This window comes from Gammaproteobacteria bacterium, from assembly GCA_029862005.1.
In the GTDB taxonomy this organism is placed as follows: Bacteria; Pseudomonadota; Gammaproteobacteria.
Genome location: JAOTYD010000012.1, coordinates 60490 through 86163 on the forward strand (window position 1 = coordinate 60490; position 25674 = coordinate 86163).

22 protein-coding genes are annotated in these 25674 nt (G+C 54.3%); 13 read left to right on the plus strand and 9 right to left on the minus strand.

From position 1 onward, the window contains the following. Positions 1-36: 36 nt before the first annotated feature. Positions 37-1002, minus strand: coding sequence for a glycine/betaine ABC transporter substrate-binding protein (locus OES20_09840; protein MDH3634994.1), 966 nt, complete (start codon positions 1000-1002; stop codon positions 37-39). 313 nt (positions 1003-1315) lie between these two features. Between OES20_09840 and OES20_09845 the strand changes: the two genes are divergently transcribed. Then, positions 1316-2554 carry an HDOD domain-containing protein gene (locus tag OES20_09845; GenBank protein ID MDH3634995.1) on the plus strand — a complete coding sequence of 413 codons (1239 nt, stop codon included), beginning with the start codon at positions 1316-1318 and terminating at the stop codon, positions 2552-2554. Positions 2555-2584: 30 nt separating this feature from the next. On the opposite strand, the gene OES20_09850 is transcribed toward OES20_09845, so the two are convergent. Continuing rightward, positions 2585-2944, minus strand: coding sequence for a hypothetical protein (locus OES20_09850; GenBank protein ID MDH3634996.1), 360 nt, complete (start codon positions 2942-2944; stop codon positions 2585-2587). A gap of 451 nt (positions 2945-3395) precedes the next feature. On the opposite strand from OES20_09850, the gene OES20_09855 reads away from it, so the two are divergent. Further along, positions 3396-5810 carry a DUF5011 domain-containing protein gene (locus OES20_09855; protein ID MDH3634997.1) on the plus strand — a complete coding sequence of 805 codons (2415 nt, stop codon included), beginning with the start codon at positions 3396-3398 and terminating at the stop codon, positions 5808-5810. A gap of 173 nt (positions 5811-5983) precedes the next feature. On the opposite strand, the gene msrB is transcribed toward OES20_09855, so the two are convergent. The 5 genes from msrB to OES20_09880 all read right to left on the minus strand — a co-directional run bounded on the left by msrB (position 5984) and on the right by OES20_09880 (position 11885). After that, entirely contained in the window at positions 5984-6436 is a 453-nt protein-coding gene (gene msrB, locus OES20_09860) for a peptide-methionine (R)-S-oxide reductase MsrB (protein MDH3634998.1), read from the minus strand. A 229-nt stretch (positions 6437-6665) separates the two neighbouring features. Continuing rightward, positions 6666-7670, minus strand: a complete 1005-nt coding sequence (locus tag OES20_09865; protein ID MDH3634999.1) for an NAD(P)-dependent alcohol dehydrogenase — start codon at positions 7668-7670, stop codon at positions 6666-6668. 123 nt (positions 7671-7793) lie between these two features. Then, positions 7794-8897 (minus strand): GFA family protein, encoded by a 1104-nt coding sequence (locus tag OES20_09870; protein MDH3635000.1) that lies wholly within the window; start codon positions 8895-8897, stop codon positions 7794-7796. Between the two features lie 71 nt (positions 8898-8968). Further along, a complete protein-coding gene (locus tag OES20_09875) occupies positions 8969-11074 on the minus strand; it encodes an acetate--CoA ligase family protein (GenBank protein ID MDH3635001.1) in 2106 nt (701 codons plus the stop codon). Continuing rightward, positions 11067-11885, minus strand: a complete 819-nt coding sequence (locus OES20_09880; protein ID MDH3635002.1) for an enoyl-CoA hydratase/isomerase family protein — start codon at positions 11883-11885, stop codon at positions 11067-11069. The genes OES20_09875 and OES20_09880 overlap by 8 nt, the downstream gene beginning before the upstream one ends. Positions 11886-12049: 164 nt before the next feature. Between OES20_09880 and OES20_09885 the strand changes: the two genes are divergently transcribed. The 4 genes from OES20_09885 (at position 12050) to OES20_09900 (ending at position 15989) form a co-directional block, all read left to right on the plus strand. Beyond that, positions 12050-13036 carry a sterol desaturase family protein gene (locus OES20_09885; protein ID MDH3635003.1) on the plus strand — a complete coding sequence of 329 codons (987 nt, stop codon included), beginning with the start codon at positions 12050-12052 and terminating at the stop codon, positions 13034-13036. 8 nt (positions 13037-13044) lie between these two features. Then, entirely contained in the window at positions 13045-14598 is a 1554-nt protein-coding gene (locus OES20_09890; GenBank protein ID MDH3635004.1) for a trimethylamine methyltransferase family protein, read from the plus strand. After that, the gene (locus OES20_09895; GenBank protein ID MDH3635005.1) at positions 14595-15515 is read left to right on the plus strand and encodes a 2-dehydropantoate 2-reductase; all 921 of its coding nucleotides are present in this window, start codon (positions 14595-14597) and stop codon (positions 15513-15515) included. Before OES20_09890 ends, OES20_09895 begins: the two co-directional genes overlap by 4 nt. A gap of 75 nt (positions 15516-15590) precedes the next feature. Further along, positions 15591-15989: a DUF4124 domain-containing protein gene (locus OES20_09900; protein MDH3635006.1), complete on the plus strand. Its 399-nt coding sequence runs from the start codon at positions 15591-15593 to the stop codon at positions 15987-15989. 92 nt (positions 15990-16081) lie between these two features. On the opposite strand, the gene OES20_09905 is transcribed toward OES20_09900, so the two are convergent. Further along, complete coding sequence (locus tag OES20_09905) at positions 16082-16780, minus strand: alpha/beta hydrolase (protein MDH3635007.1); 699 nt, start codon at positions 16778-16780, stop codon at positions 16082-16084. 531 nt (positions 16781-17311) lie between these two features. Between OES20_09905 and OES20_09910 the strand changes: the two genes are divergently transcribed. The 4 genes from OES20_09910 to OES20_09925 all read left to right on the plus strand — a co-directional run bounded on the left by OES20_09910 (position 17312) and on the right by OES20_09925 (position 21305). Then, positions 17312-18139, plus strand: coding sequence for an alpha/beta hydrolase (locus OES20_09910; GenBank protein ID MDH3635008.1), 828 nt, complete (start codon positions 17312-17314; stop codon positions 18137-18139). After that, positions 18136-19824: a thiamine pyrophosphate-binding protein gene (locus OES20_09915; GenBank protein ID MDH3635009.1), complete on the plus strand. Its 1689-nt coding sequence runs from the start codon at positions 18136-18138 to the stop codon at positions 19822-19824. The genes OES20_09910 and OES20_09915 overlap by 4 nt, the downstream gene beginning before the upstream one ends. 6 nt (positions 19825-19830) lie before the next feature. Further along, positions 19831-20202 carry a carboxymuconolactone decarboxylase family protein gene (locus OES20_09920; GenBank protein ID MDH3635010.1) on the plus strand — a complete coding sequence of 124 codons (372 nt, stop codon included), beginning with the start codon at positions 19831-19833 and terminating at the stop codon, positions 20200-20202. A 65-nt stretch (positions 20203-20267) separates the two neighbouring features. Continuing rightward, positions 20268-21305: an LLM class flavin-dependent oxidoreductase gene (locus OES20_09925; GenBank protein MDH3635011.1), complete on the plus strand. Its 1038-nt coding sequence runs from the start codon at positions 20268-20270 to the stop codon at positions 21303-21305. A 47-nt stretch (positions 21306-21352) separates the two neighbouring features. Here OES20_09925 and OES20_09930 read toward each other — a convergent pair whose 3' ends face one another. Further along, positions 21353-21886, minus strand: a complete 534-nt coding sequence (locus OES20_09930; protein MDH3635012.1) for a DUF805 domain-containing protein — start codon at positions 21884-21886, stop codon at positions 21353-21355. Positions 21887-21980: 94 nt separating this feature from the next. On the opposite strand from OES20_09930, the gene OES20_09935 reads away from it, so the two are divergent. Genes OES20_09935 through OES20_09945 form a run of 3 tightly spaced genes read left to right on the plus strand, consistent with a single transcriptional unit; the run spans position 21981 to position 25560 of the window. Next, entirely contained in the window at positions 21981-23135 is a 1155-nt protein-coding gene (locus tag OES20_09935) for an aromatic ring-hydroxylating dioxygenase subunit alpha (GenBank protein MDH3635013.1), read from the plus strand. A 20-nt stretch (positions 23136-23155) separates the two neighbouring features. Then, the gene (locus tag OES20_09940; GenBank protein ID MDH3635014.1) at positions 23156-23926 is read left to right on the plus strand and encodes a class II aldolase/adducin family protein; all 771 of its coding nucleotides are present in this window, start codon (positions 23156-23158) and stop codon (positions 23924-23926) included. A 29-nt stretch (positions 23927-23955) separates the two neighbouring features. Next, on the plus strand, positions 23956-25560 hold the full coding sequence (locus OES20_09945) for a Rieske 2Fe-2S domain-containing protein (protein MDH3635015.1): 1605 nt from the start codon (positions 23956-23958) through the stop codon (positions 25558-25560). Positions 25561-25674 lie beyond the last annotated feature (114 nt).

Genomic DNA, 25674 nt, shown 5'->3' on the forward strand with positions numbered 1-25674 from the left:
CGACGCCGACCCCGCACAGGTTTTTATGTCAAGCGACTAGAGGCCTAACCAGGCGTCTACCCGCTCCGGGTTTTTGGCGATCCATTCGCTGGCAACCTCTGATGCCTTGCGGCCTTTGCCCGATATCTCGTAGGCAAAACCACTGACATCGTCCGCGGTCAGCGAGAAACGCTCGAAGAATTCGACGATGGCCGGGGAACGGTCTTTCAGCGAGTTGGACCATGCAATCTGCACGCGCTTGAGTGCATCCTTGCTCGCAACCTTGGACTCCTGGTACCAGTCCGGAGAATCAGACGGTTGCACCATGACATATTTCGCCGGGTCATACTTGGGTTCCGACAGCATGGTGACGTCGAACATGTACCAGATCGCATGCGGCTTGTAGCAGTAGAACGCGTAGCCTTCCTGCTTCGCAATCGAGTCCTTTACCCGGGCGGTCTTTACGCTCTCTTCTGCCCGTATCGGCTCGATAAACGATAGCAAGTCGTAATCACGAACCTTGACCTCGTTTACATTTGCCGAGGCCCAGCCCGGCGCGCCAATCCACATTTCACCCTTGCCATTGCCATCGCTATCCATCTTCATGGCCACGTCGGGGCGGCCGAGGTCCGCGATATCGGTGATACTGTTCTCCTTGGCAAAATCCTGGGAGACACAGAACCCCTGGTTGCCTTCATAGGCATTCTTGCTCAGGGTTACGGTTTTCTTTCCATCGACATACTTCTTGGTGAAGCTTTCCTGATTGGGTAGCCAGACATCGGGGTGTACATCGATATCTCCCTTACCCTGGTCCATGCCCTGGAAGATAGTGGCATTGTTGCCCGGTACCAGGTTCGCCTCGCCACCAATACGCTCGACCACAACCGCCTGTAACAGCGCGGCGATAGCTTGCGCCCCGGTCCAGGCCGGGGTTCCTATATTGACCTTCTCAGCGCTAAATGCCGTCGCCGATGACAGGGTTAAAGCTAGCGTGAAAGCCACGCCCAGTATATGTTTTTGCATTTTCGACTCCTCGATTGGATATTTGTATATTTGTATAGGGCTCCTGCCCTTATGATTTCGTCCCTGTCGTAATCAAGGTTTATTATCCGCGTTTCCATGCATTACAGGAAGGATTTTTTATTGCACCCGTTAGATTGGGTAATTCTGGACCAGGTTTTACCAATAGATGCGCAGTTCCCGGTGACCGGCAGACTGGATCCAAATGAACTCGAAATGAGGCCCAGGTCTAAATTTTCCACAGATTAAATCGTTGAGTTGAAAATGCCGCCCGGGGCCATGATATTATCGGTAGAAAATAACCAGGTTAACGGATTTGACTGAAATAAAGATCCCGAATATTTCCACGCTTCGACGTATCAAGGCGATTTCCGAATTATCGGAGGGCCATTTGATCGCCCTGGCTAATCAGCTCAAGGTTTTCTCGGCCAGGGAAGGGGAGTTTCTGCTCTGGAACGGTTCAACCGAAAAGACCAGCCTCTATATTGTCCGGGGTAAAGTGTCCCTGATGGCGCGGGATAAAAAGGTGAAGGTCATCGAGGTTGACGAAAGCCAGGAATTAAAGCCTGTCGCGCAATTACGACCCAGTATATACGATGTGAAAGCCCTGGGCTCTGTCGACTACCTGAAAATCGACCGGCAAACGCTTGTTGACTATGCAGAGTTATCAGAAGGCATCGCAGACGACATCAGCGTGCATTCACTGTTTACCAATTACGATGAAGAAGACAATTCGATTGTCAGCCATCTTTACCGTAATTTAATGGACCAGAGCATCAGCTTACCCTCGCTGCCATCGGTGGCTGACCGAATTCAAAAGATTTATAAAGGTAAATCGACCAATCTCGAGGACATGATACACATACTTTCATCTTATCCGGATGTCGCCAGAAAAATTAATAATGTCGCCCGAAGTGCGAAGAATACAGATCTCAGGGCAACTGAAAAAATTCGTTACTCGATAAGTCACCTGGGTATATTGCCGGTGTATTGCCTGATCATGACTTACGCGGTTGGACGGCTTGTCAAACGCCTGCCCGCTGACCAAATGCAGCGCGTTCGCTCGTTTTGGGATCATAGCCTGAACGTGGCCGCGATCAGCAGGATTCTGGCGAAGCAGACCCGCTCCTTTCCTCCTGATCTTGCAATGTTGGCCGGCCTGATTCACGGTATCGGGGTGTTGGTCGTCGATGACCGGCTCCTGCATCATCATGAACTGATGCTGGATCACCTGGAAATTGACCACGCGATTCAGGTCATGCGCCCCGAAATTTCGAGCCTGTTATTGCGAAAATGGGATCTCGATGACAGCTTGATACTGGTGGTGGAAGAGTGCGGCAACTGGTCACGTGACAACGAGGGTCCAGCCGACCTGTGTGACCTGGTTCTGGTCGCGAATTACTACGGTATGCTGCACAGTGATCAAAATCATTCACTGCCGCAGGTCAGCGCTATTCCCGCAATACAAAAGCTGGGAATTACACCGGAAGAATGTATTGAAGCGATAAAAGAATCAGCCATTGTAAGACGTAACATAGAGAAAATCTTTACCTGAGAGGCCGACTGTAACTACGCCAATCGGGATTCAGTGCGTCACGGAGGCGATATAGGCTTCGTAATATTGCCTTGATAATTTCCGCGCAGTGGTGATTTGCCTGGCAGACATATGTCGTTCAATTTTCTTGAGCTTTAATAATGCACGGCGAGAGTGTTGAGACGCCGATACCTTGCACCAGGCATAAGCCTTGATGTAATTCTGGGTAACACCGGTTCCCCTTGCATACATGCTGCCCAATCGATGTTGCGCCCTGCGATAACCCTGCTTGGCCGATTGCAGGTACCACTGGAAGGCTGATCTATAGTTCCTTGCGCTGTCATCTTTCTCGAACATTTCAGCGAGTTCAAACTGCGTGATACAGGTGCGGTCTTCAGCGTAGATAGCCATGGTTATATCCTCCCTGTTTTACTTATTGGTGGGAAGTTGAAACCATACAAAATACAGCAAGCTGGTGCGCTATTCTGTGATTGGATTAACAAACCATATCTTTTTCACTGCCCGCTATAACGACTAACCGAAGATGTTTACCGAGTTAACTTCGAGTCGGCGAATGTCCATGATCGGCGCGCTCAAGACGATAAAAAAAGCCATCCTCTTTCGACACCTACCGTTTGTCGGTTTTTTTAGTCCTGAGCGCACGCAATAAATGCTCTAAACACCGACGCGTGACAATTGTGCAAGGTTAGTAAGTCAAAATAATCAGTAACATACGCAAATAACTAAAAGTAATTTATCGTATCTGGTGTGACAGCCGACACCGTCTGTTGCTGCTGTCAAATCCTTGACATCGAGGTTAGCCAAACTATTAGTTAATCCTGGCCCTTCGAAGGATTTCGCTATGAACAAGTTTGGAAGAGGAATTTCCTCGCTCGGTTGCATGTCTCTCTCCCAGGCTATCCACCCTCGTTTTGGACAACGCATCGGCTTGACCAAGTTAGTTCTGTTGCTGGTATTCGCCTTGGTGCTCTCATCCTGCGAGAACACAACCAGAGAGCCTGACGTCGACATTGCGCAGGTCGACACGAGCTTGATCGCCCCGACCGTAACGGCACCGGCCAATATCACTGTGGCGGCGACCAATGCGAGTGGCACGGCGGCGAGCGATCCGACTATTACAGGTTTCCTCAACGGCGCTAGCGCTTTCGATACGGAAGACGGTGCGATTGCTACGATTACCAACGATGGCCCGGCAGTTTTCCCGCTGGGTGTAACCACGGTCACCTTCAGCGCGACCGATAGCGACGGCAATACCGACACCGCGCAGGCGGCAGTGACAGTGGTAGACCAGACCGCGCCGTTGATCACGCTGCTGGGAGCGGCCTCGATTACACTCAACGTCGGCGATCCATTCACCGATCCGGGCGCGACCGCGAACGACAATGTCGACGGCGATCTGACGCCGGCGATTGTTACTGGCGGCAGCGTTAATACCGGTGTGGTGGGGCTATATACCCTGACCTACGACGTCAGTGACGCAGTCGGCAACGCGGCGGCCCAGGTAACCCGTGGCGTGTCAGTACAGACAGGCGGGACACCGGTGGTGACGCCTCCGGGCAATATTACGGTGGCGGCAGTCGATGCGACCGGAACGCCGGCAACCGATCCGGCGATTGTGGCCTTCCTCGCCGGCGCCAGCGCCACCGATCCGGAAGACGGTGTGATTGCACCTACCAACGATGCGCCGGGACAGTTTGCGCTGGGCGTTACCACGGTCACTTTCAGCGCGACCGACAGTTCGAGCAATACCGGGCAGGCACAGGCGACCGTCACGGTATCCGACCAGACCCCGCCGGTAGTGACAGCACCGGCGAACCTCACGGTGGCGGCGACCGGCCCGGGCGGCATCGCGGCGAGCAACCCGACGATCGACGCGTTTCTCAACGGCGCCAGCGCCACCGACAACGTCGATGGCGCGATTGCGATTATCAGCAACAATGCCCCGGGGACACTACCGGTCGGCGTTACCACGGTAACCTTCAGCGCAACCGATGTGGCGCTCAATACCGGTACCGCGCAAGCCACGGTCACGGTGACGCCATTCGTTTCAGTGCAAATGGTCGCCTTTTCCCGTGATGTAGCTGGCCAGCTGGATCTGTTTGCCATCGCCGAGGACGGTAGCGGCAGCCTGGTGACCCTGGCGAATGATCCTGGTGATGAGGTTTTCGCCGGTGTGAGCGGTAACCTGGTTATCTATGTGCGGGACGTTGGCGGACAGAACGATATCTTTACGGTCAACGATGATGGTACTGGCGGGGGCACGCTCTCGACCGATGTAAACGACGAATTACCCGTGGCCGTGACGGCCGATGGACGCGTCATTTTCATGCGGACCCTGACCGTCCCGAACACACAGTCTGACCTGTTCAGCATCATAGCTGATGGCACCGGCGGCGAAATATCCCTGGCAAACAGTTTGGACGCCGAGCTGTTCGACAGGCTGGCGCCGGGTGGCAGGATGATTTTTCAACGCATCGACGGCGGGACTCAATTCGATATCTATAGCAACTTCGCTGATGGCACCGGCAGCGTGGTGCCGCTTGCCATTACTGCTGCAATCGACGAGGTCAGCGCGGGCGTGACCACTGGTGGCCTGGTAGTCTTTGCTCGCACCGTGGGTGTTTCGGATAACGATATTTTGACCATCAGCGCCGATGGTTTGGGTGGTGAATCGTCGCTCGTCAGTACCCCCGACGATGAAATCCCGGTTGATGTCACCACCGGCGGGCGGGTAGTTTTTATTCGGAGCAACGGTATAACGATGAACCTGTTCAGTATCGACGCGACAGGTGTCGGCGGCGAAACGCAGCTGACCACCAGCGGTGATATTCTGTTCTATGGCGGTTCGACCGCTAGCGGACGCGCGATTTACAATCGTTTCGATATATCGACCTTTCAATTCGATGTTTTCAGCATCGCCGCCGACGGTATTGGCGGCGAAGCGACGCTTGCCAATACTCCAAATAACGAGGAGTTTGCAGGTATCAGCAGCGACGGAAGGGTTATCATCACCCGAACCGTAGGTGTGCAAACCGATCTGATTGCCATCAATGCCGATGGTACCGGCGGCGAAATTTCCCTTGCCACATCTGCAGCTAACGAGCTCTTTATGGGGGTTACCGCAAATGGGCGGGTTATTTTTTCACGTGATGTTGGCGGACAGACCGATCTGATTGCCATCAACGCCGACGGCACCGGCGGCGAAATCCCCTTGGCGACAGGAGCGACAAACGAGAGCTTCGGTGGGTTTTTCTAGGTCGCGGTGCTACCAGCTCGGGTAAGTATCCGCCTACAACCTAGATGCGCGCGGCATGAGTCACGCAACGCAGGTTTTCACTAGAATGACGTGAATCGGGATCCCGTAACCGACTTGGGGCCTATACCAGTGTTGGTAATTGGGGAACCAGATGCTTCAGATGGCAGGAAAGTTTACACCCGCAATGCCGGCAAGGATTCTGACTCTGGTACAAAGATCAGGGCCACGCCATTGTTACACCAGCGTTCTCCAGTAGGCTCTGGTCCATCGTTGAAAACGTGCCCCTGGTGGCCCCCACAGCGGGCGCAATGGTATTCGGTCCGCGGAAATAGCAGTTTCCAGTCGCGTTTGGTGCCCGTATTACCGGCAATCGGCTGGTAGAAACTCGGCCAGCCCGTGCCACTGTCAAACTTGGTCTCCGACAGGAATAGGGGCAGGTAGCAGGCGGCGCAGATATAGGTGCCTTCTCGCTTTTCATCATTCAGCGCGCTGGTCCACGGACGTTCGGTCGCTTCTTCGAATAACACCTTGTACTGCTGTGCCTCCAATAGCTTTTGCCATTCTTCCGTGGTCTTGTTAATAGCCGGGAAATCTCCGCTCATCGTTGCAGAATCCGAGGTTGCCATGACAACACCACTTGTCGCGATTGCGGCTGCATAAGTTAATCCACCAGCGATAAATAGTCGTCTGTCCATTTAGTAGTCTCCACAGAATATCTCACTCCTGGGACAGTAAATGGCAGATAAAATTCCCCAGTTGGTAAAATAGGGGCTTATTGCGATAGCCTGATGGCCTTCAAAGTAATGAAAAACGGTTCCGATTTTGGAACGGGCTTCGAACGGCAAAGCAAAGACTTTACAACTTGATGACCAGCTTGCCGAAATGCCCTGCGGCACGCATGGCGTGATAAGTGGCGCGTGCGTCTTCAAATTCGAAAACCTGGTCAATCACGGGATGTACCTGGTTGACAGTTAGCGCCGCGTTCATGTCTTCGAACATTCTGCGGTTGCCAACATAGACTCCTTGCAGACGAATCGATTTTCGCATCACGGAAGTGGGATTGATCATGCCGCCCGTCAGGACCCCGATGAGACTGATGGTTCCGCCAATCCGGGTAGCTTCGATCGTCTTCTCGAGGGTTCCGCCACCGCCGGTTTCAATAGTTACGTCGACACCACCTCCGTCAGTCAACTCCAGCACCCGGGTTTCCCAATCTGGGATCTCACGATAGTTGATCAGCTCATCGGCGCCGAGCCCCCTGGCGCGCTCCAGTTTTTCGTCACTGGACGAGGTGATGATCGCCCGCGCACCCATCATCTTCGCAATCTGCAAGCCGGCAATTGACGCGCCGCCAGTGCCGAGAAAGAGGGCGGTGTCTCCCGCTTTCAGGCCACCTTGTTCAACCAGGCAGTTCCAGGCCGTCAATCCTGCACAGGGAAGCGTTGCCGCTTCCTCGTAAGACAAATGGGCAGGAATATGCACAGCACCAGCCTCGCCCAATACCGCTTCCTCGGCGAGGATGCCATCGATAGCACCGCCCATTGCGCTTGCCATGGCTGTAGCGGTTATGCATCCGTCCGTCCAGTTCTGGAAAAAGCATCCCGCGACACGGTCCCCGGCTTTAAACCGGGTAACACCAGCGCCGACGCTGATTACCTCACCAGCGCCATCCGAGTTAGGGATCAGCGGATAGGTAATGCCACGCGCGACCGGGTCTTCAATGGTCGACAAATCGCGATAATTTATTGATGACGCACGAACCGCAACGAGTAGCTCATCCTTGCCTGGCTCAGGCGATTGCCTGTCGTTCAGTGCAAGCGCATCGACACCACCGTCTGAAACTATTTCATAGGCACGCATTTGAAATCCCCCAAGATCGTTTGCCGGAATTGTGCCGGCGGCCCGGCGCAGTAATTGTCGCATCGACACGAGTTTAAAGACATGGTCACGGGGACATCTCTGCCATTAATCTACAATTTTTAATCAGTCCAATTTTAGATCTTCATCCAGTTGTTTCGCTTTCTCATATTCCAGCGAGACCCATTCTTCAGGATCATCAGCACCCATCGATACCCATGCCTTTCTCAGAAGCGGTGATTCTGCACATCGCGTTCTGGGAAGATCGTCGTGGATTTGTAGCCATGGTATCTGGCTTTCAATTCCACCGTGCCAGGTCGGGGCATAGTCCTCGGGATTGTCCAGGATGGCGCACGGGATTGCGTAGTAATTGGCAGGCTCGGGTTTCAAACCCTGCCAGATCACGAAAGACCCAAATTTTTCACAGAATCCTTTTTCTGCGATCAAGGACAAACGGTAGTACCTGGGTTTGTCACGCGTAAACTTTACTGCCTCAACGGGGAAGGCTGCCCAGGCAAACACCGGTGCCCCGGTGCATTGTCGACAGATTCGGCAATGACAGAAACCCGCACCCAACGACTGCTGGGTTATTTCAAGGCTGACCGAACCACAGGCACATTGTCTTTTCGCGACCAAAGATTTTTCCATACCGTCGTCAAACAGCGGTTGACCCTGAACCCGCGAATCAATGTCCTTCATGGGGTAATTATCGAACAGATCGGAAAGCCTTAATTCGTAGACATGAATCGGTCGCTCGATGTTTTTAAAGTTCCGGTAGCCGAGATCGTCGAAGTTATAGCTAGAGCCGGCCGATAGTTGCTCTAGCACCGCACCCGAAACGCACAGGCTACCCGGTGGCGCGACCTCTTGAATTCTCGCAGCAATATTAACGCCGTCGCCGTAGATGTCGTCGCGATCGCGGATTACTTCCCCGACATTTACACCAATTCTAAATTCGATCAGTTCGCCTTCGCCAGGATCATGATCACGAGTGGCCATCGCCTTTTGAAATTCAAACGCGGCGTCGACCGCGTCTGTTGCACTCGAGAATTCAGCCAGAATGGCATCGCCCGCTTCGTGGACTTTGCTACCGTCGTGAGCCGCGGTCTTTTCGGTGAGCAGATTTAATCCTGCATTGAGTTGTTGATGGGTCTTTTCCTCGTCCTGAGCCGTGAGGCGGCTGTAGCCAGCGACATCTGCATACAAAATGGCTGAGAGCTGCCGTTTCATCGGATCATAGTACCACAGCGATTTTGGGACGATCTAGAGATACAGTAGCTGCTACGCGAACCGAATTATTCTTAATACTGGCTGTCGCTATTATTTAGCACGACCAGGGCATCCACGGCCAGCGCAGCCTGCGTGTTGACGAGCACCGGATTGATATCGATTTCGGCAATGATGTCACGAAACTCGAAAGCGATGTTCGAGAGGCTGACAACAATATCGATAAGGGCCTGCCGGTTGACTACCTTATTACCGCGAATTCCCCGCAACAGCTTATCTGCTTTCAGCGAGGCAATCATTTCGTCGGCCTGTGGCGAACTGACAGGACACATGGCAACGGCCCGGTCGGATAACAGTTCGACCAGCACGCCACCGGCCGCAACCATGATGATGGGTCCGAACTGCGCATCTGTTACTGTGCCGAGGCCGATCTCGATGCCTTTTTCTATCATTTCTGAGACCAGTGCCTCTGAACCGAGGCGATGGCGCAGATCATCGTAACAGGCGAGCAAATCCTGCTCGGTTTGAAGGTCTACCAACACTCCGCCACTGTCGCTTTTATGGTTTATTTCCGGTTGCGCAGTCTTTAGCACCAGTGGATAGCCGATCGATTCGGCCGCGCTAAGCAGCTCTGATCGAGAGCTGATCCGGACATGGTTAACCACCTGTACAGAAAGATCGGACAGGAATGCGAGTGCCTCGGATTCGCCCATTGAACCTGATTGGCATGCACCAAGTTTATGCCGCCAGCTCGATACAAGTTCAGCATCAAATTTAGTCGGTTTCGCCGCCGGCAATCGATCTCTTTTAAACCTGTGATAATCAAACAGGTGCTTAAATGCCAGCAAGGTTTCATTTGCACCATCGATGACCGGGATTCCCGCTGCATGCGCGCGACGACAAATGGCAGAATTAGCGAGATCCGCATAACAGGTAGCCAGCGCGATCGGCTTGTCGGTCTGTTTGCTGGCGGCCTCGACGACCCGGTAAATGGCTTCAGACAGATAGTAACCATCGCGCAAATTACTGATGAATGCACCAGCGGCAACATTGGGGTCCTGCATCAGTAAATTCATACAGGCCAGGAATCGCGCTTCGAAGCGATCGTGCGAACCCCAGACGTCGAGCGGATTTTCTGCCACCAGCCCGGGATCGAGATGTTGCGTCAAGGCTGCCACCGTGGTGTCTTCGAGGGATGCAAAATCGAGTCCCAATTCGTGGGCTTCGTCGGTTATCAACTCGCGGAAACCGCCGGATTCGAAGGCCGCGGCAAAGCCGCCTGCGACAGCCTGCCGCCCTGATTGCAATAGCATCAGGATCGACGCCATTTCATCGAAATCGTTTACTTCGATAACCCCGTAACGCTTGAAAAGGGCCTCGAACGCGGCGTGGTTACCCGCGATCGCACCGGTATGTGTCACCGCCATCGCCGCGCTCAACGGGGATTTGCCTATTTTCAAGACCACCACGGGCACGTCTTTGCGGTTGGCCTTCTCGAGAGCTGCCACAAATGCAGCCGGGTCGCGCACCGTTTCCAGGAACAAGCCGATGACCCGGGTATCGGGTTGATCGAGACTCCAGTCCATGTAATCGGCGACGGTAGTGGTAATCTCGGTCCCGGCAGACAGGCATAGATTGAAACCCAGTCGACAACCGTTATGGCACAGCGTGGCGAAAGCCGAGCCGGATTGCGCGATATAGCTGATCTGGCCCTTGATGATTTCGGGGGCACGGGGAAAGATGCCGGCATACAGATCCTGGCTGACGTTATAAAACCCCATGCCGTTGACGCCACAGATCACGAGTTCGGCCGCGTTGGCCTTTGCCGCCAGGCGGGCCAACAGTTTTGGTTCTGAATCCTGTTCCAGGATTCCACTGGAATAAATGGTAGCGGCCCTGGCGCCGTGCTCGATAGTCGCTTCGAGTGCGCTTTCGAGGTGCTGATTGCCGAGCGCGATCACGACATGATCGACGGTCTCCGGTAGCGATTCGAGGTAGGGGTAACAGGGTTGGCCGAGTATCTGCTGGTAGTTTGGATTGACCGGGTAGACCGCTCCGGTATATCCAGAATTAATCACCATGGCTGCAAGCACCTGGCCCGGGCTACCATCCTTGTCGGAGGCACCGACCAGCGCGATGCTGGCCGGTTGCAACAGCGGGTCGAGGTGGTGCCTAGTCATCTTGATTCAGTCTTGCCTCGCGCCATGCCAGCGCCGCTTTCATGCCCTCGCTGCGCAGAATCTGGTTGAATTGTTTGCGTAACTCGGTTTCGAGTGTTTCGATCTTGACCGAGGTATCGGCACCCATGCGCAGCGACTTACCGAGACCCATAATTTCATAAGTCTGGTTGATGGCCTGCTTGGTCATTCTGACCGAGTCGGGATCCATCAGCGCGACTTCGCGCGCGAGTGCCAGACCGCGCTTCAGCACTTCGCCGACTTCGACGATTTCGTTGACGATGCCATGCTGCAATGCTTCTTCAGCCGTCATTCGATCCTGCCCGGTGAGCAGCATCTTCTTGGCGCGTTTGGGGTTGACGTACCAGGGCAGCAACAGCGCGACGATGCTACTACCGAAACGCAGTTCAGGTTCGCCGAACAGGCTGGTCGAATCACAGACGGTCATATCGCAGGCGAGCGCAATTTCAAAGCCGCCGGCCAGTGCGTAACCGTGCACTGCGGCAATCGTCGGTTTGGGGCTATGCCAGAAACGCATGATCAATTCGAGATCGGCATCGATCGCCGCGCGCCACTCGGCCTCGGTGCTGCGATTAGCCGCGACGCCTGCCTGCAGATCGAAACCAGAACAGAATGCACGTCCGTTACCATGGACAACAATTGCAAGAATCGAGTCATTACTTTCAATTTCATCGAGTGCACGGTTGATTTCTTCGATCATGGCCGCGTTGATCGCATTCAGTTTGTCGGGGCGATCCAGGCCAAGCAGCGCGACCGGGCCCTGCTGGGATAACTCGATGGTTTTAAAATTCATGCGACAACCGGTAATTTGAGATGCACGGATTATAAGCGCCTTTATGCGCGAGCCCAATCGGAAGCTGTTCTGTGAACGGCATCTGGTATGAAGCATTTTAGACTTTGCCGGCAATCGAAGACAGCGCTAGAATCACAGGACTAACACTGCCATGGGTGATGATAATGGCTTCGAATCCCTATAATGCAACCGGTACCTATCAACCGGACAAAACCATTGGCCCGCCTCAACTGTACGCCTGGCCACCGCGCCCGCTGGGTGCGTTGCGCTACCTGTTTTACGATTTGCTGTTTCCGTGGGGTTATTTTTTTATCGGCCTCGCGTTTGTCACCTGGTATTACCTGACGCCGCCGCTTGCGACCATGGCCGTGTTCGAACCCGGCTGGATCGCGTTGTTGTGGCTGCGTAACGCGGCGCTGCTGACACTCGTGGTCGGCGGCCTGCACTGGTGGCTTTACGTGCATCGCGGCCAGCACAAGGAATACAAGTTCGATGACAAGTGGCCCGCAACCGGTAATCCGAAATTTCTGTGGGGCCACCAGGTTCGCGACAACATGTTCTGGAGCATTGCTTCGGGCGTGACTTTCTGGACCGCCTACGAGGCCGTGACTTACTGGATTTACGCCAATGGTTACGTTTCAAACCCGGCGTTTGTCGATCACCCCGCTTATCTGGGGCTTATGCTGATCGCGGTGTTCTTCTGGAGCACGCTGCATTTTTATTTCGTACACCGTTTCATGCATTACCAGCCGGTGTACAAGGTCGTCCACGAGTTACATCACCGCAACATTAATACCATTCCGTGGACCGGGATCTCGATGCACCCGTTGGAACATTCGATTTATTTCAGCGTGTTCTTGTTGTGGTGGTTCGTGCCGGTGCACCCGGTCGTTATTGTCTTAACCGGCCTGTTCCAGGGTATCGGCCCGGCGCCGTCGCACTCCGGATTCGATTTCATCAAGCTCAGGGGTGGATTCAAAATCAGCACCGGCGACTGGTACCACCAGTTGCACCACCAGTATTTCAACTTCAATTACGGTAACACGACCACGCCGTTCGACAGGCTGTTCGGCAGTTGGCATGACGGTAGCAGCGATTCGCTGCGGGCGCAGAAAGAGCGCAAACGCATGCAACGAAGAAAGGCAGCCTGAGTTTATCAATGCCTGACAATGACACGGGCGCCCGTGCCAAACGCAAACGGCGCCGCCGCGCTTCCGGTCCTGCCGGTGCGAGCCCGGCACCCCGGCACTTAAGTGGTATTGTTGGCGGGCGCTATCAGCCGTTAAATCCGTCCGATCTGCCTAAAATCGACCAGGCGGTGCGTTCAATCCTTGCCGACGTTGGCATGGCCGAAGCCCCCGAAATCGTCATCGAGCATGTCACCCGCGCGGGCGGTAGTCTCGATGCCGAAGGCCGTCTGCACTTTTCGCCGGAATTGATCGAAAACGCGCTCAATGGTCTGTCTCGCGATTTCACGCTCTGTGGACAAAATCCGGAGTACGACATGCAACTCAAAGTGGCGCGCGTGCATGTCGGTTCTGGCGGGGCCGCGCCGATGATCCTGGATCTCGAAACCCAGCTATACCGCGAATCGAACCTGCGCGACCTTTACGCCGCCGCACGCCTGGTCGACAGCCTCGAACATCTCCACTTTTTCAGCCGCTCGCTGGTGGCGCGCGATATGCCCGACCTGCGTAGCCTCGATATCAATACCGCTTACGCCTGCCTCGCCGGCACTGCCAAGCATGTGTTTGCAGCGGCATCCGAAGCTGCGAATGTCGGGGAAATCGCCGAAATGTGTTACACGATTGCAGGCTCGCGTGAAGCTTTCCTGGCGCGGCCGTTTTTATCGATGAACTGCAACCTGCCGGTGCCGCCGCTGCGTTTCGATGCCGAGTCCTGCGAAATTGCCGCCGAGGCAGTGCGCTGCGGCATCCCGCTGCATTCCAATACCTTCGGCCAGATGGGCGCGTCGAGTCCGGTCACCATGGCTGGCACCATTGCACAAACCATCGCCGAAACGGTTTCCGGCATGATCTTCGCGTGGTTGTTGAACCCTGAGGCGAAAGTAATCTTCGGCACCCGCCCGATGTTGACCGACCTGCGCACCGGCGCGATGAGCGGTGGCAGCCCCGAGGGTGCGATCGCAATGGCGGCCAGCGCGCAGATGGCGAATTATTACGGACTGCCCAACTCGACCATCGCCGGCGCCACCGATAGCAAGATCGCCGATGCGCAAAGCGGATACGAAAAAAGCCTTACAGTAACGCTCGCAGCGCAGGCCGGTTCCAACCTGATCACCCAGGCCGGCGGCATGCAGGCGAGCTTGATGGGCTGCGCGCTGGAGAGTTACGTCATCGACAACGACATGCTCGGCAGCATCATGAAATCCCTGGCCGCCATCGAAGTCAGCGACGAGACCCTCGCACTGACCGCGATCGACGAAGTAGCCCACGGCGAGGGACATTTTCTCGGGCAGGCGGAAACGCTCCAGCGCATGCAGTCCGATTTCGTGTACCCGCAGATCGCCGATCGACGCAGCATCGAAGAATGGGAAGCGGATGGATCTAAAGATATTCACGAAGTTGCGCGCCAGCGTACCCGCGAGATATTGCAGACCCATTACCCGACACATCTATCTGCGGAGCTGGACACGAAGTTGCGACAGAAATTCGATATTCGTTTACCGCGAACAGAAATGGGGGCAGGGTGAAAATAGCGATCTTCGGGGTGGGAGCGATGGGTTCGGTTTATGCCGGACTCCTGGCGGAGGCCGGGCACGAAGTCTGGGCAGTCGATATCTGGCGGGAACACGTCGATGCAATCAACCAGGATGGCCTGCGCGTGGAAGGTGCCAGCGGCGATCGCGTGGTGCAGGGCATCAGGGCCACGACGAATGCTACTGATGTTGGCGAATGCGAGCTTTACGTGCTGGCGACCAAGGCTTCCGGGGTTGGTCCCGCGGCGGAGATGATTGCGCCGTTAATGGGTGCGGATTCGATGGTCGTCACGATTCAAAACGGGCTCGGTGCCGGCGAACGGATCGCTCTGCACATGGACACCGACCGGGTACTGCTTGGCGTCGCCGACGGCTTCGGTGCATCGATAAAGGGTCCGGGCCACGTGCATCACAACGCGATGAACCTGATTCGTGTCGGCGAAATGAACGGTGGTATGACGGAACGGTTGCAGCGTATTACCAGAGTCTGGCAGGAAGCCGGTTTCAATGCGAAAGCTTTCGAGGATATCGACCAGCTCATCTGGGGCAAGTACATCTGCAATGTCGCTTTCAGCGGTCCCTGCACCGTGTTCGATTATACCCTGGGAGAGCTGATGGCGGACTCCGCGACCTGGGCGATTGCGCAGGGCTGCGCACTCGAAGTCTTTGCTCTCGGCCAGGCTAAAAAAATTGCCTTTACCTTTGATGATCCGCTCGAGTATGTTGCGAAATTCGGCAACAAAATGCCGGACGCAAGGCCATCGATGTTACTGGATCACCACGCGAAACGGGCAAGCGAAATCGATGCAATCAACGGCATGGCGGTCGAGCTTGGCAGGGAGTTGGGGATACCGACTCCGTACAACGAGGTCTTGACCGCAATTATTCGTCAGCGCGAGCAGAAATTCTGAGAACTTCCAAAAAAGAGACCGAAATTACTTTTTGAAATTCGCTTATCCACATAAAATATGCGGGTGCATTGTCAATTGCTAACAAAGGATCTGTTTTGCTCGCTACTTTGTTTCGGGCTGCTGAGCCTGAACGGTGTGGCCCATGCCCAGGTGTATAAATCCTACGATGCTGACGGTAACGTTGTTTTCAGTGATAAACCAACACAGGGCAGTAAGGAAGTCGAAGTAACCAAACCTAATTTGAGCGATTCATTCGAAATACCGCCATCGTCGCAAGTGGAATCCCCACCCGAGTCTCCACCTGAGGCGGAGCCTGAAACCGAAGCGGAAACGCAGCCAATTGCAGAGGAGGGTTCTGCTGATACTAATAATGATGGCAGGATAAGCAGGCGCGAAAAAGAAGAACAGCGAAAACTACGGCGCAAGAAAAAGCGTGAAATGGAAAAAGCTGCCGCGGGGGGTGATGAGAATTAAAGCGGGGGATCAATATGCCTGTTTGTTCTCTTGCGCGAGACAGAAACAGGTTTATTGCCACCGGAAGCCACATTCTTGTTTGCGGCAGTTGTTTAACTGTCCGGATATATATGCCTGAAAATCAATTGGCTACACTGCTGTGGCCGCGTTTGCAGCAATAAATGTGGCGCCTCGATGTCGATCCGATCGACATTAGGCAGGCTGGACTGAATCACTTGCGCATCATTCTCGGAAACGATTCGATCCTGCAGCCCATGCAGATGCAGAATCGGTGCCTGTATGTCCGGCAGTAAAGCTGAAACATCGATTCGGCTAAAAACTGAAATCCGGTGTTTCAACAGGGCCCCATCGAGCTGCTCCGTCATGTTGAGCGGTAGCGGCTGGGTTTCGGAATTGTCGTCTTCGTCACTTGAGTAGACATCCATGCAAAAATCTTTCAGGGCCCCGATGGAAAAAATTTCCGCGGGTACCGAGTTTGCCATGCGTGTCAATGTTGCCAGCGGTGAGCGCGCAAAAGTCGAGGACAATACCGATGGCCCGATCTCTTCGGGCTGGTGTGCCATCAAGGCCATGGCGACAGGTCCTGAAAATGATTCGGCAACCAGCGAAAAGCCAGGCGTCGCCGGGAGCTGGTTCTGCGCACAAAGGATATAATCCGAAAAGGAATCAAGATCGGGATAGGTCACGAAGGTCATCTCGAAGTGCGGTTCGAGATATGGGACGATCGGAGTATACAGCTTTCCCGTGCCATCGAGGCCTGGCATTAAAACGAGCCTGCGTCGTTGATTCAATTCCAACTCCCCCGGTACTGGATTAGTAATGTCATGATCGAAGTTGTTGCCAAGCCGATTATAACCGGCTTCAATCCTGCAATTGCATCAATTAAACAGACGAATTCGAAAATGTCTACTCTCGGCAGGCCTGAAATAACGTGATTGAGCGATCCTGGTCTCTGGTTGAAGGAATTTGAGGATTTGTTTCCTCAAGGGAAATACTGAAACGCAAACACCGGGTTTCGTAGTTCGGTCATTATCGGATCCTCAAATTAAAATGTCTGAGGAATAGGGGGCTAATGACATACAATAACAGGCTGTTTAAAGCGAGTCGGAGGCAAAATGGAGAAGCTCGGTAAATCTGTTAAAGGGTGGATATTAGTCTCAGTTACCTGGGCGATTTTGGGTGCCATAATCATTTTTGGGGACATGATTACTGATTACAGTAATCTGGTACTGTTCTTATTTTGCTATATACCGTTGGTCATAGGCTGGGGGATATGGTGGATTAGACGTGAATAGTTTCTAGATCCATTACCATATCTATCTATGTCTGAAACCAGTAGCAACGGAAGTGTTTACGAGCTAAATGGGCCTGACGATGCGCCTGTCGTAGTGCTGATCCATGGACTCGGATTGAACCGGCAGATCTGGGAGAGTTATGTTTCCCGGTTTGCTCATCGCTACCGGGTATTGAGCTACGATCTGTTCGGGCACGGGGAAAGCGCACCACCGCCGGGAATACCCTCGCTGACGCTGTTTTCCGAACAGTTGCTGTCACTGCTCGATGAACTGGCGATCGATCAGTGCTCGATCATCGGTTTTTCGCTGGGTGGCATGATTAACCGACGTTTCGCGATGGATCATCCCGAACGTCTGCGTGCGCTGGCGATTTTGAATTCACCGCATGAACGGGTTCCCGAGGCACAGGAGCTGGTTGAGCAGCGCGCGCGAAACTCGGCCGCGGGTGGACCCGGCGCAACCCTCGATGCGACCATCGAGCGCTGGTTTACCTCCGAGTTTCGCGCCTCAAACCCGGACTTCGTCGCCCGGGTGCGCGACTGGGTGCTGGCGAATGATCTCGAAAACTATGCTTTGTGCCGCCAGGTTCTGGCATTCGGCGTGATCGAGCTGATTCGCCCGGAGCCACCGATCACCCATCCCACGCTCATCATGACTTGCGAAAACGACAGTGGTAGTACACCGGAAATGAGTCAGTCCATCGCCAGTGAAATCAAGGGATCGCAGGTAATCATCGTACCGGGTTTACAGCACATGGGATTAACCGAAAATCCATCCTTTTTTATCACCGCACTGGTGGAGTTTCTGGAACAGCTTCCGGATAATTGGGGGCATAAAAACAGGGGCCAGGTATGAAAAAATTATCCGGGGGGCAGGCTGCGGTCGCATCGTTGCAGGCAGAGAGCGTTGAGCATGTTTTTGGCCTGATCGGGTCTGCGACCATGGAAATGTTCGACGCACTCTATGACGCGGACGATATCAATTTTATCGGTATTCATGACGAACGCACCGGCACCCACATGGCCGATGGCTACGCGCGCGCCTCGGGAAAGGCCGGTGTAGTTCTCGCCGGTCAGAATGGTCCGGGCGCAACCAACCTGGTCACTGGCCTGGCCCAGGCTTACGCGGCGTTTTCGCCGGTGGTATCGATAGCCGGCGCATTGTCATCGGCGCACGTTTATCGCGATGCCTTCCAGGAAGTCGATCAACAGGCATTGTTTAAACCCATTACCAAGAAGACCTGGACCGTCACTCAAGCCGGTCGGGTTCCGGAAATGTTTCGTGAGGCGTTTCGAACCGCGATGACGCCACGCAGGGGTCCGGTTCAGCTCAATTTACCACGTGACGTATTGTCCGAGGTCACCGAGTATCCTGATTTTCAGCAACCGCAAAGCTACCGCTCACAAAACCTGCCACCCGCGTCAGATGATGCGATTCGGCAGGCGGCCGAAATTCTACGCCGCGCGAAACAACCGGTTATCGTCACCGGTGGCGGCATCAAGAACACCGGTGGCCACGAAGATGCACTGGCGCTCGCCGAAGCTTTAAATGCGCCGATCATCCTCGCACCTGGGCATGGCGATGCAATTCCGTTTGGACATCCGTTGAATGCCGGGCAGATGGGGCCGCGCGGCAACGTCGTGGCATCGCGTTTGGCAAAGAAGGCAGATGTGATACTGGCGCTTGGCACCCGATTGGGATTCAACTCGACGTTTTATTCCTACGACAATATTAATGAGCAGGCTGACATCATCCAGGTTGAACTGGAGCCAACTGCGCTCGGACGTTATTTCCCGATCAGGCTCGGGATCTGGTCAGACGCGCGCGCGGCCGCCCGCCAGCTTTGTGATGAACTCGGCAAACTGGAGGTTCAAGCCGAGGTTGACGCGTGGACCCAGGCCTATATCGACGAGCGCCAAAGCTACTTGCAGGAACGTGACGCAAAGGCCGAAACCGAAGCGCACCCGATTCAACCCTCCGGCCTTTACAAGGAATTGCGCGCCGTTTTACCAAAAAACGCTGCAGTTACGATGGATGCAGGCACGCTGTGTCTACAGGCTACTGACGCGCTAAATTACTGGGAGCCACACAGTTTGTTCACGCCACTCGATTTCGGCCTGGTGGGATTCTCGTTTGCCTGCGGTCTCGGGGTCAAGATTGCACGTCCCCACAGGCCGGTGGTCAGCCTGATGGGTGACGGTGGTTTCGGCATGACCATTTCCGAACTGAGTACCGCGGTTGATCACGGCATCAATACCGTCACCATCGTCATGAACAACCAGTGCTGGGGGGCGGAGAAGGCCTACCAGCGGGACTTTTTCGGCGAACGTTACATCGGCGCCAACATCAGCAGCCCTCCGTTCGACAAGGTTGCGGAACTTTACGGGGCTGCGGGCTTCAAGGTGGAGCATATCGGCGAGGTTGGCGAAGCGGTTCAGGCAGCTCTCGACTGCGGCAAGCCCGCGGTGGTCGACATTGCCGTCGATCCGGCCGCGCTTTACAGTTTTCGTCGGGATTCATTCAAGCACCGGGGAGGTTGAGCAGACATGACTGACGACAGCAAAACTTATCCGCATACTGAAGACCATAAGGCGAAAGGGGACTGGAATCCGCTGTGGGAGCAATTCCACGAACTTGACCCGGATTTTCTCGAGGCCTACCTGGCATTTCGTAGCCTGCCGCAATCGAAGGGGCCGCTGGATCAGAAATACAAGGAATTGATCCTGATCGCAATTAACGCCGCGACTACCCATCTCTATAGTCCGGGCGTACGTCGTCATATTCAAAATGCGCTCAAGGCAGGTGCAAGTGTGGAAGAGATACTGGAGACTATTCAATTGACCACGGTGATGGGAATCCATTCCTGTAACCTGGCGATCCCGATTCTGATGGAAGAAGTATCGAAATTTAAGGAGTAAGATTAATATCGGCGGTAATGCCCAGCCGGTGAAACCGAGTAACTCGAACAAGCAAGGTAAGTAACATGAAATTTCATTTAGCAATTAATTTAGAGCGCATGAACGGCAGCATGGATATGAACGACGTTGCACGTCACACGCTGGAAATGGTGCAGATGGCCGACCAGGCCGGATTTAAAATTGCTTGGGCGGCAGAGCATCATGCGCTGGAAATGACGATCGCGCCCAATCCTTTCCAGATTCTGACATGGTGGGCTAACCACACCGATAATATTCGACTCGGTACTGCGGTTGCGGTAGCGGCTTACTGGCACCCGATCAACCTCGCCGGGGAGGCAGCGTTCCTGGACCTGATTAGTGGCGGGCGTCTCGAGTTCGGAATCGGTTCCGGTGCTTACCAGCGCGAATTCGATCGCATGCATGCGGGTCTCAAGCAATCGGATGCCTACAAGTACATGCAGGAAATGCTGCCGGCGCTGAAAGCGCTGTGGGCGGGAGATTACGAGCATAACGGCGAGTACTGGACGTTCCCAAGCTCAACCTCGGTTCCCAAACCGGTGCAGAAACCGCACCCACCGATCTGGGTTGCGGCGAGGTCGCCGATAACCTTTGACTACGCACTCAAGAATAATTGCCACGTCATGTCCTGGCCCTTGACGCGACCGTTTGCCGAGGCCGAACTGTATAAATCACAGCTCGACGAGGCCATTGCCGCATATCCTGATTCTGATCGACCAACCTTTGCGATGATGCGGCATACCTCGCTCTACACGGATGAAACGGGACGAGACGCGGCCATCAAGGCGATTCAAACCGTGCTGGGCCAGTTTGAAAACCTGTTCCGAAACCTCGGGGATGTGAAGAATGGATTTCCGAAGCAAATTCCACTCGAAGAGTTAACCGATCGCGAGCAGTACAATGCGGAAATGCTGGAGGAGAACCTGATGTTCGGTTCACCCGAAACGGTCATCGCCAAGCTCAAGCGCTACAGCGCGCTTGGCGTTGATGATTTCATTTATTATTCCAGCATGGGGCTCGGGCAGAAGGAACAAAAACGCTCTTTGGAGCTTTTCTGTTCCGAGGTAATACCAGCCTTTGCCTAGCTTTAGTTGCAGCGGGTTTTACCAGGTCCGAAACTTCTTGTCCCAGGCTATTGCACGCGCGATAAATAATCCTGGTAGGCCGGAACAGCGATTGCCGCAACGATGCCCAGGATAAAAAATACCGGCATCAGCCAACCTAGAATCAGAACACCGACCGAGTTAGCCTCTGGCGCCGGTCCGAAATTGTTCGATCCATTGGTACCGGGAAAGAAGATCAGGTAGATTGCGAGCAGCAGATTAACAAACGGGACGATGAACAGCAGGAACCACCAGCCGCTGCGATTCAGATCGTTGAGCCTGCGTTTTGCAAACATCACCGAGATAACGATGGTGAGAACGTAGAAAATCCCGATTCCCAGTATCCCGATCATCGATGAACTCGGATCGCCACCCATAAAGGCAGTCGCGCCGGCCAGTGGAACCATGACCAGCATCAGCAGCAAATTGACGCCGATGCCGTAGGCCAGGTAGCGCATGCGGCCGATACGACCGTTAAAGGAAAAAATTTTCGGTTGATATAATTCTTCTTGCCCGGTATCCAGCAATGCATCGGGTGCGTCATACGGATTTACAGCACTCATGGTAATTCCCCTGTTTTATTTAACCCCAGGCATTTAATATAGGCCACCTAATTGACTTCGCAATGAATAATTTCTGGTCGGCTGGATTTGGTTTATGGCATCGATTCCGAATAAAACACAGACCGCATGGTTCCTGAAAACCCTGCAATCAATAAAAGGTAAACCCTACGAGCGGGGTTTTTCGCTGCCCGGCGCTTTTTATACCCATCCCCTGTGGACGCAGACCGAATCCAGTGAGTTGTTTGCCAAAGACTGGTTTTGTGTCGGCCGCGTCGAAGAAGTAAAGCAGCCAGGTGATTTTTTCAGTTTCGATCATGTCGGTGAACCACTGCTCGTCGTGCACGGTCGCGACGGCGTGATTCGCGTGCTCGCCAACGTCTGCCGGCACCGCGGCACCGTGATCGCCGAGGGCAGCGGAAACGCGAAGAAGTTTCTCTGCCCGTATCATCACTGGGCCTACGATACTACGGGTAAACTATTGAATGCACCGCACCTGGAGTCGCACGCGGCATTTAATTTGCGCCAATGCCGGTTACCTGAAATAAAATGCGAGTTCTGGCAAGGGTTCATATTCGTGAATCTGAATCCGCGCGCAGCCGGTATCGGCAAGCAGCTGGCGGTACTTGATCGGGTGATAAAAAATTATCACCTGGAACAAATGTCGCTGCGTTACCTGGCCGATGAATCCTGGGATACCAACTGGAAATGCCTGCTGGAAAACTTCATGGAGGGATATCACCTGACGCCGCTGCATAAAGATACGCTGCACAAGGTTAACCCGAGTCGACTTTGCTCCCACCTGACTCCCGGCAAGCGTCATTTCGGCTACAGCGTCGGTTTTACGACGCGCGTACCGAAAGGCCACGTCGGCCATCCGGACCTGACCGAGGAAGAGGGCAATACCTGCGTCATGTTTGCGGTCCCGCCGGGACTTCTGGTAGGCCTCGGCAGCGATTACAGCTCGTTCCTGTGTATTCGCCCGGAATCGGCTGGCCGGGTCAGGATGAAAATGGGCCTGATATTTTTCGGCGATCACTGGACGCAGCGGGATGTCAATAAAGCGGTCAAACTGTTTCGACAAACCATGAATGAAGACAAACAGGTTTTGCTCAGGGTGCAGCAGGGCCTCGGGTCTCGTTTTCATGAGCCGGGTCCGTTGGCATCGCGAGACCTTGAGGGTACCATCTGGGACTTCTACCAGTATCTGAGTCGCAGCCTGACCGCATCGAAGCGATCGAGCAGAACCTGAAATCGCATCCCGGAGAAATCATGAGTAAACCTACGCCGCATCTCGTTTCCCCAGACTGCAGCGAAGCAGAGTGGCAGCTGCGGGTACAGCTTGCAGCCTGCTACCGTGCTTTTGTTCACTATGGCTGGACCGATTTGATCTTTACCCATTTAAGCGCCCGGGTGCCCGATAACCCGCAGCAATACCTGATCAATCCCTACGGCTTGCTGTTTCACGAGATTTGCGCGAGCAACCTGATCAAGGTCGACTTCGATGGCAACGTCGTCGAGGGGGACCACCCCTACAACGAGGCAGGCCATGCAATCCACACCGCGATGCTAAAGGCACGACCCGATATTAACGTGGCGCTGCACAGTCATACCCGCGCGGGTATGGCGGTATCCTGCATGGAATCCGGCCTGTTACCGCTCACCCAGCAGGCGAACGAGATTCGAGATATGGTCTGCTATCACGATTATGGGATCGCACGCACAGACAGCGAGGAGTGTGAACGACTGGGTGCTGACATGGCAGACAGCTGGATCATGATCATGCGCAACCATGGCTTGCTGACGGTTGGCCGCAGTGTCGCTGAGGCGTTTTACTATCTTTATACCGTCGAAAGCGCGTGCAAGGTACAGGTCGACGTGCTGGCCACCGGTCGTGATATCGTGACACCTGCGCCCGAGATAGTGGATGAACTGGCTCAAGGCGGCAAAGCACGCGCGGTGCAAACACAGGAACACGTCGATCTTGCCTGGAACGCAGTCATTCGACTGCTCGATCAGAAAGATCCTTCCTATCAAAACTAGCCACTTACCGGCTCTATCAAATTTATTCCATGGAGCCTCCGCTGACACAAATCGAGAGTAGCAAACGCAACTGGCAACCGCTTATATCGCGAGCTGAACTGGAGTCGAATCCGGTCAAAATGGTGCGCGTCGCGGGCAAGCAGATCGCCGTGTTCAATACTCCTGATGGTGTCAGGGCCTGCGATAATCGTTGCCCCCATGAAGGCTATCCGCTGTCGGAAGGCAGCCTGTCATCGGACTGTATCCTGACCTGCAACTGGCATAACTGGAAATTCAACCTGGAGACGGGTGAAAACCTTTTTGGTGGCGATGAATTACGTACCTATCCGATCGAGGTTCGCGGTGATGAGATCTGGATCGATATTACCGATCTGCCTTATCAGGAGAGATACACGGCGATTTCCAACAGCCTGCATGATGCCTTCGATGACTACAGCTACGACCGCATCGCTCGCGAAATCGCTCGCCTGCAAAAACTGTGCGCCGATCCGTATGATGTGCTGCGCCTTGCCATCGACTGGTCGTGGCAGAAAATGGAGTTTGGCTGGACCCACGCCTACGCCGGCATGGCTGACTGGTTAACGCTTTACGATGAGCATCGGCAAAGCAAGGAGCTGAAGCTGGTCTGCCTGGTAGAAAGCGTTGCCCACGTGGCCTACGATGTGTTACGCGAAAGCGAATACCCCTTTACCAACAGGACTAGTGCATTCGATGCATCAACTTTTGTCAATGATATCGAGGCGGAGAATGAAGCGGCCGCGGTAGCGGCGATTCGTGGTGGCATCCGCGATGGATTATCTTTTGCCGATTTCGAGCCCGCGCTCACGCGCGCGGCTTTACAGCATTACAATGATTTTGGGCATGCATTGATATACCTTACCAAGGCCGGCCGGCTCATTGAACGGCTCGGAAACAGTGTCATGGAATCCCTGCTCCTATCACTGGTGCGAGAGCTGGTTTACGCCTCGCGCGAAGACAAGATACCGGAGTTTCGGGCTTATGCCGGATATCTTGAAAAATGGGGTCGGCATAAAAAACAAAAACCCGAAGCGAGTCTTTGGCGGCATAAAGGAATCAACAAGTCGATGCAGGCCGTGATTGCCTGCAGCGGCAATCCGCCCGAAGACATCTACCGGGCGCTACTCGTGGCGAACGCGGTCAACCTGTTGAGTTTTGACATCAAGCAACAGGAGAAAATACACGTTTCGGTCTCGGGAAATGTGGGCTGGCTTGATTTCACGCATGGCCTGACCTTCGCCAATGCAGTCAGGCAACAGTGCACCCGATTTCCCGAACTCTGGCCGCAGGCGCTGCTGCAAATGGCCTGCTTCAATGGCCGCAATGCCGCATTTACGACCCCCGGGATGGATCTTGAAATCTGGGTACCTGAAAATCCCGATCGCAAGCTGAGTTTACTGTTGGATCGAGTGCTGGATCATGGTCAGGCCGAACATATCGTGTCGGTACATTTACTGAAAACAGCCCTGGCTGTGCGCGAGGAATTAAATGATCTCGATCAGGCCGATGCGGAAATCCTGGTTGCCGCCCTGGTGCGATTCTTCGAATCACCGCTTAAACGCCGACAGGCCAGGCGCACTGCCTATCAGTCGCTGAAGTTCGTGGCAAAAGAGTAAGCCTGTTGTTAACTGACGAGCACGGGTAGTGGATCATTCGCACATGACGGCGTAAAGGCTAATAAGGCCTCGTCATGAATACACCGGCACGATTAGAAACACGCGTAAAACACT

Excerpts from the sequence above, each read along its gene's own strand:
- OES20_09865 (MDH3634999.1), bottom strand. The coding sequence starts at position 7,670 with ATGCGTGCCTATGAAATAGTTTCAGACGGTGGTGTCGATGCGCTTGCA.
- OES20_09935 (MDH3635013.1), top strand. The coding sequence starts at position 21,981 with ATGGCATCGATTCCGAATAAAACACAGACCGCATGGTTCCTGAAAACC.
- OES20_09870 (MDH3635000.1), bottom strand. The coding sequence starts at position 8,897 with ATGAAACGGCAGCTCTCAGCCATTTTGTATGCAGATGTCGCTGGCTAC.
- OES20_09910 (MDH3635008.1), top strand. The coding sequence starts at position 17,312 with ATGTCTGAAACCAGTAGCAACGGAAGTGTTTACGAGCTAAATGGGCCT.
- OES20_09920 (MDH3635010.1), top strand. The coding sequence starts at position 19,831 with ATGACTGACGACAGCAAAACTTATCCGCATACTGAAGACCATAAGGCG.
- OES20_09925 (MDH3635011.1), top strand. The coding sequence starts at position 20,268 with ATGAAATTTCATTTAGCAATTAATTTAGAGCGCATGAACGGCAGCATG.
- OES20_09915 (MDH3635009.1), top strand. The coding sequence starts at position 18,136 with ATGAAAAAATTATCCGGGGGGCAGGCTGCGGTCGCATCGTTGCAGGCA.
- OES20_09885 (MDH3635003.1), top strand. The coding sequence starts at position 12,050 with ATGGCTTCGAATCCCTATAATGCAACCGGTACCTATCAACCGGACAAA.
- OES20_09930 (MDH3635012.1), bottom strand. The coding sequence starts at position 21,886 with ATGAGTGCTGTAAATCCGTATGACGCACCCGATGCATTGCTGGATACC.
- OES20_09840 (MDH3634994.1), bottom strand. The coding sequence starts at position 1,002 with ATGCAAAAACATATACTGGGCGTGGCTTTCACGCTAGCTTTAACCCTG.
- OES20_09945 (MDH3635015.1), top strand. The coding sequence starts at position 23,956 with ATGGAGCCTCCGCTGACACAAATCGAGAGTAGCAAACGCAACTGGCAA.
- OES20_09855 (MDH3634997.1), top strand. The coding sequence starts at position 3,396 with ATGAACAAGTTTGGAAGAGGAATTTCCTCGCTCGGTTGCATGTCTCTC.
- msrB (MDH3634998.1), bottom strand. The coding sequence starts at position 6,436 with ATGGCAACCTCGGATTCTGCAACGATGAGCGGAGATTTCCCGGCTATT.
- OES20_09850 (MDH3634996.1), bottom strand. The coding sequence starts at position 2,944 with ATGGCTATCTACGCTGAAGACCGCACCTGTATCACGCAGTTTGAACTC.
- OES20_09890 (MDH3635004.1), top strand. The coding sequence starts at position 13,045 with ATGCCTGACAATGACACGGGCGCCCGTGCCAAACGCAAACGGCGCCGC.
- OES20_09940 (MDH3635014.1), top strand. The coding sequence starts at position 23,156 with ATGAGTAAACCTACGCCGCATCTCGTTTCCCCAGACTGCAGCGAAGCA.
- OES20_09875 (MDH3635001.1), bottom strand. The coding sequence starts at position 11,074 with ATGACTAGGCACCACCTCGACCCGCTGTTGCAACCGGCCAGCATCGCG.
- OES20_09880 (MDH3635002.1), bottom strand. The coding sequence starts at position 11,885 with ATGAATTTTAAAACCATCGAGTTATCCCAGCAGGGCCCGGTCGCGCTG.